This window comes from Wenzhouxiangella indolica, from assembly GCF_042310355.1.
GTDB lineage: Bacteria > Pseudomonadota > Gammaproteobacteria > Xanthomonadales > Wenzhouxiangellaceae > Wenzhouxiangella.
Genome location: NZ_JBHJMR010000001.1, coordinates 240,245 through 254,711 on the forward strand (window position 1 = coordinate 240,245; position 14,467 = coordinate 254,711).

A 14,467-nucleotide genomic window follows, 5' to 3' on the forward strand; every position below is an offset into this window, starting at 1 on the left:
TCGGGAGATTCGGACGCGCCCGCCTGCGGCGTTGAGCCGGCTTGACGTAGCACCACTACGCCGGCGCCGTCTCGCCTTGCAGGCGAACGCGTCCGAAACTCTGAGCCTCGGCCCAACCCCGTTCTCGTTGGTCGCGCTCTGGAGAAAAAGGTACTCGCCATCAGCCTGCGAAGCAGGCGGGCGAAACCGCCTTTGACGTGTCGAGGCCACCCGAACGACCGGTGGCGCCAACCCGCCCAACGCCCAGGGCGTAAAGTGCCCCGCCACAACGGGCGCCATCAGCAATCTCGTCAGCCCTGACCCTGCCCCCTCACAAACGACCCCCCGACGAAAAAGGCCGCCAGAACGGCGGCCTTCTCGGCGACGGTCGGGATCGGCCGAAGCGGTTACTTCTTGTCGAGCCTCGGCGTGACCAGGCCTTCCCGGCTGGCATACCAGGCCGCCAGGTCGGCGATGTCCTGGTCGCTGAGGCCGCTGGCGAAGCCGTTCATCTGCGCGTTCTCGCGCTCGCCCGAACGATACTGCTTGAGCGCGTACTCGAGGTAGTCGGCGTGCTGGCCGCCGAGCATGGGCGTATCCGGTGTCGCAGCCTGGTTGCCGTCCTTGCCGTGGCAGGCCTGGCAGGACTCGGACTTCTCCAGCCCCCGGCTGGCGTTGCCGGCGGCCAGGGCGTCGGAGCCGACCAGCACGAAAAGGGAAGCGGTGAGGGCAAATGCGAAGGGCTTCATGAGTCGTCTCCTTCGTTGAGGCTGACGAAATAGGCAGCGATATCGCTGATGTCCTCGTCGCTCAGGGTGTTGGCCTGCGCCTGCATGGTCGGGTGCTGGCGCGCTCCCGAACGGTAGGCTTTCAGCGCCGATACGATGTAGCCGTAGGTCTGGCCGCCGATCTTGGGCACCCGGTAGGTCGGATAGACGTTCGTCTGGTAGGGGACGCCGTGGCATCCGAAACAGGTATAACCGATCTCGCGACCGCGCTCGGGGTCGCCATCGTTCTGGTTCTGGGCCAGTGCGCCGTGGCTCAGCATCGCCGCGACCGCAACGACAAGAATTCGCTTCAGCATGTAGTTCGCCAGTAGGAAATGGTCAAACTTCTATTATACCCGGCCGATCGGCGAGGAGGAACCTCCGGCTGCTCTCGACCGGGTTTCGCGTGTCACCGATGGACGGGCGGTGGGTGGTTCGCCTTTTCCCGCCCCGTCGTTCGCGGTCAGTCGAGCTCGGCGATGACCAGTTCGTAGGGTGTTTGCAAGTTGCTGCGGTTCCACTGGACCCGGACGCTGTAGTCGCGGCCGGCTTCGAGCGTGATATCGAAGTTCACGTCCTCGCTCCAGCGGCGCTTGCGCTGGCCGACGGCGGGCTCGGTGACCCGGGCCGGCACGCGCGCGGTGAGCGTGTAATCACCGGGTTCGAGCGTGAGCATGTCGCGCGGGATGATCCGCTCGCCGTTGATCGCGGTCAGTTCCACCTCGTAGATGTACTGCACCGGATTGGGTGGGCCGCCGACCACGCGCGCCTTGGCGGGAGCCTGGTTGCCGGCAAAGGCCAGTTGAAAGACTGCCGCCAGCGCGATTGTGGCGAGAATCGTCATGCTGCGATAGGTCATGTTCCACCTCCGTCCTGAATGAGGGAGCCGGCTGATGGCGGAATCGGGGGAGCTTACTTTTCCGGATCCTGCCAGCAGCCATACCTTGTTCATACCATGGCAGCTCCGACAGGGCAACTCGGGCCTTGAACGGGAGCGGCCAGAGCCGCCTGGGTGAACGATCCCCGGATGATCGTTTCGACGTGATCACGTACAATGGGCCGGTTGCCCAAATAGTGATGCCAGACTGTCCATGCGCTCCCTCGATCCGCTCGATCTGTACGAAATCGATGACCTTTTGACCGACGAAGAACGGATGATCCGCGACTCCGTGGCCCGTTTCGTCGATGAAAAAGCCCTGCCGTTGATCCCCAAGTGCTTCGACGAGGCCCGCTTCCCCGACGAGCTGATTCCGGAGATCGCCGAGCTGGGCCTGCTTGGTTCCAGCCTGGAAGGCTATGGCTGCGCCGGCCTGAACGCCGTCAGCTATGGCCTGATCTGCCAGGAGCTCGAGCGCGGTGATTCGGGGCTGCGCAGCTTCGTTTCCGTACAGTCTTCGCTGTGCATGTACCCCATCCACGCCTTCGGTTCCGAGGAACAGAAGGAGCGCTGGCTGCCGGAAATGGCGGCGGGCCGGGTGATCGGCTGTTTCGGCCTGACCGAGCCCCAGGGCGGTTCCGATCCGTCCAACATGAAGACCCGCGCCAAGAAGGACGGCGACGACTGGATCCTCAACGGCGCCAAGATGTGGATCACCAACGGCAATATCGCCGACATCGCCATCGTGTGGGCGCAGACCGACGAGGGCGTGCAGGGTTTCATCGTCGAGAAGGATTTCAAGGGCTTCGAGGCGCGCGAGATTCACGCCAAGATGTCGCTGCGCGCCTCGATCACCTCCGAGTTGTACCTCGACAATGTTCGCGTTCCCGACGCCAACCGCCTACCGAACGTCAAGGGGCTCAAGGGGCCGCTGTCGTGCCTCAACCAGGCGCGCTACGGCATCACCTGGGGCCCGATCGGCGCGGCCACGGCCTGCCTCAAGGAGGCCATCGACTACTGCGAAGAGCGCGAACTGTTTGGCCGGCCGGTTGCGGCCACGCAGAGCGCGCAGATCAAACTCGCGGACATGGCGCGGCGAATCACCAGCGCCAAGCTGCTTTCCTGGCGCCTGGGCCGGCTCAAGGACGAAGGCAAGCTGCACCCCAGCCAGGTGTCCCTGGCCAAGTGGAACAACGTGCGCATGGCCATCGACATCGCGCGCCAATGCCGCGACCTGCTCGGCGGATCGGGAATCACGCTGGAGTACTCGGCCATCCGCCACGCCCTGAACCTGGAGTCGGTGATCACCTACGAGGGCACCGAGACGGTCCACCAGCTGATCATCGGCCGCGAATTGACCGGACACAACGCGTTTTGACGCGTTCTGGTGAACGCGAAATCCGAAATTCGAAGCACCAAATTCGAAACAAAACCCAATGACCAAAATCGCAATGACCGAAACGAGACCGTGCCAAGCGTTCGCTTCGTTTCTGTAGACCATTTCTCGGGCTCGTTTGAAACATTGGGATTTCGAACATTCGAATTTGTTTCGGATTTGGTGCTTGAAATTTCGAATTTGAGGCATTCGATCATGCCCGGACGATCGCAATAGCTTTACCGGCCAGATTCATGAACAAACCTACGCAGTCCCGTAACATCAATCGCGCCGAAGTCGTCGATCAGAACTTTCTCGACCACTTGGCCGGTATCGAGGACGGCCGGGTGGCTGTCTTCGACCGGCCCGGGCTGCCCAACGCCGACCTGCTCGAGCTGTTCGACAGCCAGATGACCTCGCGCCAGCTCGATCTGATGGCCCGCATCAAGCGCCTGGAAAACAAGGTCTTCTACACGATTGGCTCCTCGGGGCACGAGGGCAATGCCCTGGTCGGGCGCCTGACCCGGGCGGACGACCCGGCCTTCCTCCACTATCGCTCGGGCGGATTCATGGCCGAGCGCTACCGCAAGCGTTCGGGCCTGGATTTCATCCGCGACACCTGCCTGAGTTTCGCCGCCGCGCGCGAGGACGTGGCTTCGGGCGGCCGGCACAAGGTCTGGGGGCATCCCGACTTGTGGGTGCTGCCGCAGACCTCGACCATCGCCAGCCACCTGCCCAAGGCGGTCGGCACGGCGCTTGCCATTGCGCACGGCCGTGGCGGCAAGCACGAGTTGCCGGTGCCGGACGATTCGATCGTGGTGTGCAGCTTTGGCGACGCCAGCCTCAACCACGCCGCCGCCCAGACGGCCATCAATTCCTGCGCCTGGTCGCGGCACCAGAGCCTGCCCGTGCCGGTGCTGCTGGTCTGCGAGGACAACGACATCGGCATTTCCGTGCCCACGCCCACCAACTGGGTGGCCGACAGCATGCGTTCCCGTCACGGCATCAGCTATCACTACGCCAACGGACTCGACCTGGTCGAGGGCTTCGGAGCCGTGCAGCGGGCCGTCGACGAGTGCCGCACGCGTCGTCGACCGGTTTTCCTGCACCTCAAGACCACCCGCCTGATGGGGCATGCCGGCACCGACTTCGAGATCGAGTATCGTCCGGGCGCCGAACTCGAGGCGGCCGAAGCCCGGGATCCGCTCAAGACCTCGGCCGAGGCGATCGTCGGCCGCGGCCTGATGACGCCGACCCAGGTTCGCGAGCGCTACCGCGCGTTGGCCGAGCGCTGCCTGGCCGAGGCCGACCGCGCCGACGGGGCGGGACGGATTACAACGCGGGACGAGGCGATGCGGTCCCTGGCGCCGCTGTCGCCCGACGCCGTCGCCGAAGAAGCGGCCCGCATGCCTTCGAAGGAAGCGCGCATGCGCGTGTTCGGCAACGAGCGCCTGCTGCCGGAGCACCAGCCGGCCAAGCACATGGCCGTCCAGATCAATCGCGCCCTGACCGACCTGCTGGTCAAGTATCCCCAGGCCCTGTCCTTCGGCGAGGACGTGGCGCGCAAGGGCGGTGTCTATACCGTGACCAAGGGCCTGGCCTGGCGCTTCGGGCCGCGGCGGGTCTTCAATACCCTGCTCGACGAGACCACCATCCTCGGCCTGGCCCAGGGCTACGCTGCGATGGGCTACCTGCCCATTCCCGAGATCCAGTACCTGGCGTATTTCCACAACGCCTGCGACCAGATTCGCGGCGAGGCCTGCTCGCTCCAGTACTTCTCCAACGACCGCTTCCGCAACCCCATGGTCATGCGCATCGCCGGCCTGGGTTACCAGAAGGGTTTCGGCGGGCATTTCCACAACGACAACTCGATTGCCGCCCTGCGCGATATTCCCGGGCTGATCATCGGCTGTCCCTCGCGCGGTGACGATGCGGTGACGATGTTGCGCACCATGACGGCCCTGGGCAAGGTCGATGGTCGCGTCTCGGCCTTCCTCGAGCCGATTGCGCTGTACATGACCAAGGACCTGTACGAAAAGGACGACGGGCGATGGAGCTTTCCCTATCCCGCGCCGGGCGAGCATATCGAGCCGTTTGCCGCGCGCGTCTATAACGAGACGGCGAGCGACCTGCTGATCGTCACCTTCGGCAACGGCGTGCCCATGGCACTGCGCTGCGCGCGCGAGCTCGAGCGAGAGCGGGGCACAGGCGTTCGCGTCCTGGACTTGCGCTGGCTCAAGCCGCTCGACGTCGAGGCTGTCGCCCGACATGCAGCCGAATGCTCCGCCATTGTCGTCTTCGACGAAGGCCGGCCCGACGGCGGTATCGGCGAGGGGCTGGTTACCGCACTGGTCGAGGCTGGCGTGGCAGATCGGCCCATTCGTCGCTTGACCGGCGCGGATTGCTACATTCCCCTGGGGGATGCAGCCAACCTGATCCTGGCGACCGAGGAAGAGTTGCTCGAAGCCTGCCTGGAGGTGGTCACCTAGGTCTCTCGGGTTCGGGGTTCCGGAAAAAGAAATAGGATTCAGGTTTCAGGGTTCAGGTTTCAGGTCGGCAACCGGAGGAATGGGTGGGCGGCTGCGCCGCGAGACGGATGGCACCAACCTGAAACAAAGCCTACAAGCCCATGTTTTCCTGAACCCTGAAACCTGAAACCTACTCCGCCCGCGGTTGTCGCAACCAGGGATTGTCCAGCTCGGGCGCTTGCGGGCTTGCCCGTCCACAATCGCGGATCATTGGAACTGCCGACGACATCCCGGGATTGAAGGTCTCGCAGATCGTCGGAGGACGGATTCGTACGCAATAGGTTTGCCCGCTGGCGGTGACGAACCGGACATTGCGGCTGCCGTCCATGCCCTTCCATTGATCAATGGATGTACTGACCGTCCCCGTGTACTGGTTCAGCCAGCCCGGCTGCGAGGGCAGGGCGGGCGTTTCGTTGTACTGCAGTCCGTTGTCCCCAGCGTCCTGTTCGCTTTCGCGGCCGAGCGTCCGGGCGGCGTCGAGGAGCTGGGCCTGCATTCGATCGGCTGAGGCTGTTGCATCGGCCGGGACGGCTTCGGCCGGCGTTTCGGCCGGGGCGGATGACGCCAGCGCGGACTGCGCCGCATCCGCGGGTTCGGTTGCCTGGGGCTCTTGGGGCTGTTGCATTTGCTCGGGCGGCGATCGCTCCGCTTCCGGCTCCGGAAGTCCTTGCGGGGTTTCGGCCGCGCGCTCGGTGGGCCCGGGTGCGAGGTCGACGACCATCGTCGGGCGATCGCGTCGGGGGGAGTCCTGGCGCGGTCCGGGCAGCGGCAGGAGCATCAGCGCCGCGTGCGCCAGCACCGACAGGGCCAGTACGGCCGCTGTCGGCCAGATGCGTCGCTTGTCCCCGTTCGAGCCCATGTCCGGCAGCGAGTCGTGATTGAGCGATGGTAAACTAGCGGCTTTCGCGTTAAGAGGATGCAAGATGGGTTTCAAGCACGTCAGACTGCCCGAATCGGGCGAGAAGATTCGCGTCGAAGACGACCAGATGATCGTCGGCGACGAGCCGGTTCTCGGCTACATCGAAGGTGACGGCATCGGTGTCGACATCACGCCGGCCTGCCTGAAGGTCTGGGACGCCGCGGTCGAGAAGGCCTACGGCGGCAAGCGCAAGGTGCACTGGGCCGAGCTCTACCTGGGCGAGAAGGCCGCCGGTATCTACGACGGCGACTATTTCCCCGACGAAACCCTCGACGCCATCAAGGATCTCACCGTGGCCATCAAGGGGCCGCTGACCACGCCGGTCGGTGAAGGCTTTCGCTCCCTGAACGTGTCCCTGCGTCAGACGCTCGACCTCTACGCCTGCGTTCGTCCGGTCAAGTACTACCAGGGCGTGCCCTCGCCGCTGAAGAATCCCGACGATTTCGACGTCGTGATTTTCCGCGAAAACACCGAAGACGTGTACTCGGGCATCGAGTTCGAGTCCGGCACGGCCGAAAACGAGAAGCTGGCGAAGTTCCTGCGCGAGGAAATGGGCGCGAAGTTCTTCGACGGCGCCGGCCTGGGCGTCAAGCCGATTTCCGAGTTCGGCACCAAGCGCCTGGTGCGCAAGGCGATCGAGCACGCCATCGAGAACAAGCGCGAGTCGGTGACCCTGGTGCACAAGGGCAACATCATGAAGTTCACCGAGGGCGCCTTCCGCAAGTGGGGCTACGAGCTGGCCGCCGAGGAGTTCGGCGACGTGACCATCACCGAGGACGAACTCTGGGAAAAGCACGACGGCAAGCGCCCCGAAGGCAAGATCGTCATCAAGGACCGCATCGCCGACATCATGTTCCAGCTGCTGCAGCTTCGGCCGGCCGAGTTCGACGTGCTGGCGACGATGAACCTCAACGGCGACTATCTCTCCGACGCGGCGGCCGCCTCGGTCGGCGGTATCGGCATCGCCCCGGGTGCCAACATGGCCGACCACGTGGCGGTGTTCGAAGCCACCCACGGCACGGCGCCGAAGTACGCCGGCCAGGACAAGGTCAATCCTTCCTCGCTGCTGTTCTCGGGCGTGATGATGTTCGACTACATCGGCTGGCCGGAAGTGGGTCGCCTGATCGAGGACGCCTTCGAGAAGGTAGTTGTCGGCGGCACGGTGACCTACGACTTCGCCCGTCAGCGCGACGACGCCACGGAAGTGAAGACCTCCGGCTTCGCCGACGCACTCGTCGACGCCATCCAGAAGGCCTGATCGGTGCCGGCAGCGCACGACGTTGCCGATACCCTCGAGGTCGGTCTGGTCCAGGCCGAGCTGGCCTGGCAGGATCCCGAAACCAATCGCCGCCGCCTGGCGGCGATGATGGACGCGCAGCCCGGCTGCCATCTCTACGTCATCCCCGAGACCTTTACCACCGGTTTTCTGGGAGATGCCGGTCTGGACGCCGAGACCATGGACGGGCCGAGCATCGCCTGGCTGCGCGAGCAGGCCCGCTCGCGCGGCGCGGCCATTGCCGGCTCCCTCGTCATCGGCAATGGCGAAGGGCGTCGCTTCAACCGCATGGTCTTCATGCCGCCCGATGCCGAACCGGTCTGTTACGACAAGCGACATCGTTTCTCCTTCGGCGGCGAGGATGAGCGCTACACCGCCGGCGAGGGCCCGGTCGTGGCCGAATGGCGCGGCTGGCGCTTCGACCTGCAGGTCTGCTACGACCTGCGGTTCCCGGTCTGGTGCCGGAACAGCCGCGATTTCGACGTGCAGATCTTCGTCGCCAACTGGCCCGCGCCCCGGGCCGACCACTGGCGCAGCCTGCTCAAGGCCCGCGCGATCGAGAACCAGGCCTATGTCATCGGCGTCAACTGTTGCGGCCGTGACGGCAACGGCGTGAACTACGCGGGCGACACCGTGCTTCGCGGGCCGGACGGTCGGCGAATCGTGGAGTTGGGGGCGGCCGAGGAAAGCGCCCGGGTGTCGATGCGCCTTTCTCAGCTGCGCGACTTTCGAGAGGCGCTGCCCTTCCTGGCCGATGGCGACGATTTTCGCTTGGTTTCCGGTGTATTCAGAAAACGTTAATTCTTTTTTAAATACGAGGTTGCTCGTACCCCGGCCTGCGGCTATACTCCCTTAACCATTATGTAACTTCAGGGAGTAAGATAGGGATGTTGACGCTAATCAGAAAGCGGCTGGTTCTCTCCAGCCTGTTGATTCTCTTCGCTTTACTGGGTCTGATCTGCGCCCCGGTCATGGCACAGGCCCAGGATCCCGAGACGGATCAGGATGTGGCCGAAGACGCGGCCGAAGACGAAGAAGAAGAGGAAGCAGCGGCTGATCTCGAACGTGTGCAGGTCACCGGTTCGCTGATTCGCCGCGCTGAATACAGTTCCACCTCGCCGGTTCAGGTCATCAACGCGGAAACGCAGGCCCAGGTCGGCCAGGTCAGCACGGCCGAGTACCTGCAGCGCTCCAGCGTTGCGGCGGGTTCCACCCAGTTCAACAACACGTTCAATGGTTTCGTGATCGAGGGTGGAACGGGCATCAACTCCCTTTCCCTGCGTGGACTGGGCGCCCAGCGCACCCTGGTCGTGCTCAATAACCGACGTCCGGGTCCGGCCGGCACGCGTGGCCAGGTCGGGGCTTTCGACCTCAACGTGATCCCTGAAGTCATTGTTCAGCGCATCGAGCTGCTCAAGGACGGCGCCTCGTCGATCTACGGCTCCGACGCCGTTGCCGGCGTGGCCAACGTGATTACCCGCAAGAACCTGGACGGCGGCGAAGTTTCGCTGCAGATCAACCAGCCGGAAGAGTCGGGCGGTGCCGTCTACCAGGGTTCGGCCGGCTACGGCTGGAACTTTGAAAGCGGTAGCGTCGTCGTCGCCGCGGAGTACTTCTTCCAGGAAGAGCTCCGCCGCAGCGATCGCGATTTCCTCAGCTGCCCGGAAGACCTTTTCTGGGACGCCGAAGGTAATCGTATCGACCGTGAGGATCGCTCGGTCCTGGCCGGAACGGATCTGGCCGGCTGCAACAACCTCTACGCGAATACCGTCATTGATGCCGCGTTCGGAGACCGCTACGTTCCGGCGCCCGATGGTCAGACCATTGGCCTGATTCCGGGCTACCGCCCGCGCGCAAATGGCCGTTACGACGATCCCGGTGGCCAGGCGTTCTATGAAGACCAGCTGAACTTCCCGTTCGCCAACACCGACATGGCGATCAATCGGCAGGAGCGCATGAGTGTGTACGGTTCCTCGGAGTTCAACCTCGACTTCGCAGGGGGCGTCACCTGGGACACCGAGTGGCTCTACAACAGCCGCGAAACCACCACCGAAGGCTGGCGTCAATTCTTCCCCCTGATGGGTGGCGCAACGGCCGTCGCTCCGGGTTATGGGTATCCCGACAACCCGAATTTCGAGACGCCAGTACCCTCCGGTATCGCACAGCCGATCATGCCGTACCCGTCCAACAATACGATTGAAGTCGACTACTTTTACGTGGCCACGGGCCTCGAGGGCTCCGTCGGCAACAGCCTCTGGACCTGGTCGGTCGACGCGTCCTACTCGCGCTCGGACGGTGACTACACCAACAACGGCATTGTTGCCTCGCGCTCGGGCGACGTTCAGTTCGACCCCGATGGGCCGGACGTCGACTACTTCGATCCGGACATCCTCAGCGGTGCCCGCATGAATGAGCTGGTCAACGCTGTCGGGCAGGTTCATACCGGCAACACGGTTTACGACCAGTTCGTGACGACCGGTATCATCACCGGCGACCTGTTTCAGCTGCCGGCCGGCCCGATGGGCGTGGCCTTCGGTGCCGAGTACCGCGACTTCAGCATCGACGACCGTCCCAGTGACCTTTCGCAGGGTGGCGACCTCTGGGGTTCCACCTCGGCCCAGGTGACCAAGGGCTCCGATTCGGTCGTCGAAGGCTTCGCGGAAATCGATGTGCCGCTGCTTGCCGGTCAGACGCCGTTCGAGTCCCTCACGCTGAATGCTTCAGCGCGCGTGTTCGACTACGACACGACCGGTTCCGACTCCGTCTGGAAAGCTGGTTTGAACTGGCAGATCAATCCGACCGTTCGCCTGCGCAGCACCTACGGCACCTCGTATCGCTCGCCGGCCCTGTACGAACTGTTCCTGGGCGACCAGACCGGTTTCCAGCCCCAGCTCGGCATCGATCCCTGCATCGACTGGCAAGAAAGCAACAATGACTTTCTGCGTGACAACTGTGCCGCTGCGGGCATCCCCGGCGACTATGCTGGCGGCGCCACGTCCTCGACCATCGTCTCGGGCGGTGGCCTGGGCGTTCTCGAACCGGAAACCTCGACCGCTTTCACGGCCGGCATCATTCTCACTCCGGCTGCCACCGACTTCAGCATCGCGGTCGACTACTTTGAGATGGAAGTGGAAGACCAGGTCGCTCAGCTCGGTCCGGGTTCCATCATTGGCGGTTGCTATGGCTCGCCGAACTATCCCAACGCTTTCTGCGATCTGTTCGATCGTAATCCGGCGGACCATCCGACCGCACCGTTCTCCATCACCGAGGTTCGCGATCAGTACCTCAACGTGGATCGTCAGAAGACGCGCGGTGTCGACGTGAACTTCCGTTACGACAGCCTGTTCTCGTTCGGTCGACTGGTTATCGAGAACCAGAGCACCTGGGTGTTCGAGGATCTCGAGCAGCTGTTCGACCCGAGCCTGGCCCAGGGCTTCGACAACAACAACCGTAACGGCAACATTGGTCGGCCGAAGCTGGTCAGCAACCTGCGCGCCACGCTGTCTCGCGATGACTGGACCTTCAACTATTACGCCGAGTACACGCGTCGAACCGACCAGAAGCGTTTCCTCGACGAGGAAACGACCTACTTCGGCTTCGATCCGGCCTATCGCGATGTCACGGCCGAACGCGCCATCTACCACACCATTTCCGCCGAATACGAGCAGAACAAGTGGTCGGTCCTGGTGGGTGTGCGTAACCTCTTCAACGAAGACCCGCCCCTCGTTTCGAGCGGTGTCGTGACCCGTCGCGGCAATATCCCGCTGGTCGCAACCCAGTACGACATGCGCGGACGTACCGGCTTCGTTCGTCTCAACTACTACTTCTAAGCAAGTCAGACGCTTCTGAAGTCATTGGGGCGGTGCGTGAGCACCGCCCCTTTTTTATGTGCGCCAGGTATGGCGCCAAGCGCCATGACCTGGCCCTTCCAGCCGTGGAGGAAAGTCGAATTGCCGGAGGATCGTCGGGTCGTAGGATGCGTGGAGCGAAGCGCAACGCATCAGGACGACATTGCGGCCACCCCCACGCGCACGACTCATGCAACCGCCGGTGATGATGCGTTCCGGCCTGCGGCCTCCACACATCCTACGGAACCGGGTTCGGCCACCAGAATCGCAGGCAACGTAGGATGCGTGGAGCGCAGCGCAACGCATCAGGACGACATGGCAGCCGCCCCCACGCGCACGACGCATTCAACCGCCGGTGATGATGCGTTCCGGCCTGCGGCCTCCACACATCCTACGGAACCGGGTTCGGCCACCAGGATCGCAGGCAACGCAGGATGCGTGGAGCGAAGCGCAACGCATCAGGACGACATTGCGGCCACCCCCACGCGCACGACTCATGCAACCGCCGGCGATGATGCGTTCCGGCCTGCGGCCTCCACACATCCTACGGAACCGGGTTCGGCCACGGGCATTGCAGGCACCGTAGGATGTGTGGAGCGCAGCGCAACGCATCAGGACGACATTGCGGCCGCCCCCACGCGGATGATTCATGCAACCGCCGGAATTGATGCGTTACGGCCTCCGGCCTCCACACATCCTACGGAACCGGGCTCGGCCCGCGGAGATCGCAGGCAACGTAGGATGCGTGGAACGCAGCGCAACGCATCAGGACGACCAAAGAAAAGCCCGCCGCATCCGAAGACGCGGCGGGCCATGTCGTGAGCTGAAATGCGTCGGGGTCAGGAATCGCTGCCCATTCCACACTGTCCTTCGAGGAAGTCCTCGATCAGCGCCAGGCTCTGGGTCTGGTGGCGCGGGTACCAGGGCATGCTGTGGGGCATGTCGGAGATCAGCTGGAAGCGCGCCGGCACGTGTTCCTTGACGGCGTTGTAAAAGTTCTCCGCGTGCCAGGAAGGCGTGCGCACGTCGCGGTCGCCGACGTAGAGCAGGATCGGGATATCGGCCTTGTCGGTATTGCGCATGGGATCCATGCCCGTGACCGTCTGTCCCTGCAGGATGCGTTGCAGGCGATTGTCGCTCCAGGTCACGCCGAGGCGGCCCAGGTCGCTGACCGGCGCGCCGGCAATGGCGCACTGATAGGGCCCGTTGGGCCGCACGGTGGCGGCCACCGCCGCGAACCCGCCGTAGGAGTAGCCGAAAATGGCAATCCGGTCCTCGTCGGCGATACCCTGCTCGACCAGCCACCGGGCGCCGTCGTCCTTGTCGTCCTGCATCTTCTGGCCCCACTCCCGGTCGCCGGCCAGCCACAGATCCCGTCCAAGACCGGCAGAGCCGCGATACTGCGGCCGCAGCACGGCGTAGCCGCGCGAAGTCAGGAAAGGCACCCAGCCGGAGGCGTCCCAACCCATCGCGTCGCGAGCCCAGGGGCCGCCATGCGGGTGGATGATGGTCGGCAGCGCGTCGTCGCCTTCCTCCCAGCCGGCCGGCAGGTCGAGGATGGCCGGGATTTCCATGCCGTCGCGGGCCTCGTAGGTCACCCAGCGCTGTTCGCCGATTTCGTCCGGGTCGATCCAGGGCCGTTGCGAGCCAAGGGGCTCGACCCGCTTGCGATCGCGCAGCAGGTGGTAGGCGGGCGGATGGCGATGGCTGGATGTCGTGAACAGCACCGTGGACATGTCGTCGGTGTAGCTGTTGATGGAGACGACCTGATCAGGGAAGGCCTGTTCCAGACCTTCCTGGATGCTGCGCATCTGGGGGTCGACGTAGACCGTCTGCATGCGGGGTCCGGAAATCCGGAAGCCGAGCAGCTGGTTGAAGTTCGACGGTCGGTTTCCGAATACCAGGCTGCCGATGGAATATTTATCGTGGGCGACCAGGGGCTCGGGATCGAATTCGCGCTTGCCCGGATCGTACATCCATGCCTGGACCAGGTTCGAGAACTGGTCGGTGAGGACGTAGAACTTGCCGCTTTCCTCGTCCACGCCTTCGATGGTCACGGAATGGCGCTCGCTCAGCTTGGTGCTCAGCTTGTCGTGGACCTCGAAATCGCCTTCATCGTTGCGCAGGAGGTAGCGCTGGACGTACTCGCCGTCGACCGACTCCAGTTCGTTTCTGGCCAGGACTTCGCCGGTGCGCGGATGGAACAGGCTCGGCGAACTGCCCGCGCTCGAGCTGACCAGGAGTTCGGTGCTGCCGTCGCGCAGGTCGTACAGGTAGAAGTTGCCCTGCAGGGTCAGCCCGTTGAGCTGCTGGATGATCACGCGATGCGGGTCCATTGGCAGGGTGCTCACCAGCGATGCTTCGCCGCTGATTTCCAGGCAGGTCTGGGTGTCCTTGCTGATGCCGATGCGGCGCACGTTGCGGGCGAATGCCTCCTCGAATTCTTCGTGCTCCACGTCGGTCAGGTAGGGCTTGGTCACGAAGGTCTTGGTGGCGCCGGAGATCTTTCCTTCGCCGCAGCCGCCCAGTTGGCCGGTCCACTCCTGCCGTCCGAAGACCAACAGGCGGCCGGCCTTGAGTGCGCCGGCGCCGATGAACTTCATCTTGTCGCCGCTGGGCGTGATCTCGGGGTCCTGGTCCATATTGTCCAGTTCCCAGGTCGCCAGGGCCGTTTCCTGGTTGTCGGAGCCGGGCAGGGCGATGATGGCGACGATATGTTCGCCGTCGGCGCTCATGGAAACCGACTGGATGTTGGCGACCTTGGCCAGGTCTTCAGCGGGAATCGGCTCGGCATGAGCGCTCCCGGTAGTCATGACGGTACTCAACAGGAGCGCCGTGCTGATGATTCTGCCGATCATGTTGCTGATCCTCATTGTTCAGTGGATGCCGTGTGGCGGC

Annotated in this window: 10 protein-coding genes; 5 read left to right on the forward strand and 5 right to left on the reverse strand. The window is 63.9% G+C overall.

Annotated features, from left to right (window positions below; translation table 11 throughout):
• Positions 1–386: 386 nt before the first annotated feature.
• The 3 genes from ACDC67_RS01135 to ACDC67_RS01145 all read right to left on the reverse strand — a co-directional run bounded on the left by ACDC67_RS01135 (position 387) and on the right by ACDC67_RS01145 (position 1,605).
• On the reverse strand, positions 387–728 hold the full coding sequence (locus tag ACDC67_RS01135) for a c-type cytochrome (protein ID WP_376690000.1): 342 nt from the start codon (positions 726–728) through the stop codon (positions 387–389).
• The gene (locus ACDC67_RS01140; RefSeq protein WP_376690001.1) at positions 725–1,063 is read right to left on the reverse strand and encodes a c-type cytochrome; all 339 of its coding nucleotides are present in this window, start codon (positions 1,061–1,063) and stop codon (positions 725–727) included. The genes ACDC67_RS01135 and ACDC67_RS01140 overlap by 4 nt, the downstream gene beginning before the upstream one ends.
• A 146-nt stretch (positions 1,064–1,209) precedes the next feature.
• Positions 1,210–1,605, reverse strand: coding sequence for a hypothetical protein (locus ACDC67_RS01145; protein WP_376690002.1), 396 nt, complete (start codon positions 1,603–1,605; stop codon positions 1,210–1,212).
• 232 nt (positions 1,606–1,837) lie between these two features.
• Between ACDC67_RS01145 and ACDC67_RS01150 the strand changes: the two genes are divergently transcribed.
• Both ACDC67_RS01150 and ACDC67_RS01155 read left to right on the forward strand, forming a co-directional pair.
• Complete coding sequence (locus tag ACDC67_RS01150) at positions 1,838–3,001, forward strand: acyl-CoA dehydrogenase family protein (protein WP_376690003.1); 1,164 nt, start codon at positions 1,838–1,840, stop codon at positions 2,999–3,001.
• Positions 3,002–3,252: 251 nt separating this feature from the next.
• Positions 3,253–5,487 carry a transketolase C-terminal domain-containing protein gene (locus tag ACDC67_RS01155; RefSeq protein WP_376690004.1) on the forward strand — a complete coding sequence of 745 codons (2,235 nt, stop codon included), beginning with the start codon at positions 3,253–3,255 and terminating at the stop codon, positions 5,485–5,487.
• 169 nt (positions 5,488–5,656) lie between these two features.
• On the opposite strand, the gene ACDC67_RS01160 is transcribed toward ACDC67_RS01155, so the two are convergent.
• The gene (locus ACDC67_RS01160) at positions 5,657–6,385 is read right to left on the reverse strand and encodes a hypothetical protein (RefSeq protein WP_376690005.1); all 729 of its coding nucleotides are present in this window, start codon (positions 6,383–6,385) and stop codon (positions 5,657–5,659) included.
• Positions 6,386–6,449: 64 nt separating this feature from the next.
• Here ACDC67_RS01160 and icd point away from each other — a divergent pair, with 64 nt between their 5' ends.
• The 3 genes from icd (at position 6,450) to ACDC67_RS01175 (ending at position 11,551) form a co-directional block, all read left to right on the forward strand.
• Positions 6,450–7,703: an isocitrate dehydrogenase (NADP(+)) gene (gene icd / locus ACDC67_RS01165; protein WP_376690006.1), complete on the forward strand. Its 1,254-nt coding sequence runs from the start codon at positions 6,450–6,452 to the stop codon at positions 7,701–7,703.
• A gap of 3 nt (positions 7,704–7,706) precedes the next feature.
• Complete coding sequence (locus ACDC67_RS01170) at positions 7,707–8,522, forward strand: nitrilase-related carbon-nitrogen hydrolase (protein WP_376690007.1); 816 nt, start codon at positions 7,707–7,709, stop codon at positions 8,520–8,522.
• Between the two features lie 86 nt (positions 8,523–8,608).
• Positions 8,609–11,551: a TonB-dependent receptor plug domain-containing protein gene (locus ACDC67_RS01175; protein WP_376690008.1), complete on the forward strand. Its 2,943-nt coding sequence runs from the start codon at positions 8,609–8,611 to the stop codon at positions 11,549–11,551.
• A gap of 857 nt (positions 11,552–12,408) precedes the next feature.
• On the opposite strand, the gene ACDC67_RS01180 is transcribed toward ACDC67_RS01175, so the two are convergent.
• On the reverse strand, positions 12,409–14,427 hold the full coding sequence (locus tag ACDC67_RS01180; protein ID WP_376690009.1) for an alpha/beta hydrolase family protein: 2,019 nt from the start codon (positions 14,425–14,427) through the stop codon (positions 12,409–12,411).
• Positions 14,428–14,467: the final 40 nt, after the last annotated feature.

Coding starts and splice junctions, on each gene's coding strand:
- ACDC67_RS01135 (WP_376690000.1), bottom strand. CDS start 728: ATGAAGCCCTTCGCATTTGCCCTCACCGCTTCCCTTTTCGTGCTGGTC.
- ACDC67_RS01140 (WP_376690001.1), bottom strand. CDS start 1,063: ATGCTGAAGCGAATTCTTGTCGTTGCGGTCGCGGCGATGCTGAGCCAC.
- ACDC67_RS01145 (WP_376690002.1), bottom strand. CDS start 1,605: ATGACCTATCGCAGCATGACGATTCTCGCCACAATCGCGCTGGCGGCA.
- ACDC67_RS01150 (WP_376690003.1), top strand. CDS start 1,838: ATGCGCTCCCTCGATCCGCTCGATCTGTACGAAATCGATGACCTTTTG.
- ACDC67_RS01155 (WP_376690004.1), top strand. CDS start 3,253: ATGAACAAACCTACGCAGTCCCGTAACATCAATCGCGCCGAAGTCGTC.
- ACDC67_RS01160 (WP_376690005.1), bottom strand. CDS start 6,385: ATGGGCTCGAACGGGGACAAGCGACGCATCTGGCCGACAGCGGCCGTA.
- icd (WP_376690006.1), top strand. CDS start 6,450: ATGGGTTTCAAGCACGTCAGACTGCCCGAATCGGGCGAGAAGATTCGC.
- ACDC67_RS01175 (WP_376690008.1), top strand. CDS start 8,609: ATGTTGACGCTAATCAGAAAGCGGCTGGTTCTCTCCAGCCTGTTGATT.
- ACDC67_RS01180 (WP_376690009.1), bottom strand. CDS start 14,427: ATGATCGGCAGAATCATCAGCACGGCGCTCCTGTTGAGTACCGTCATG.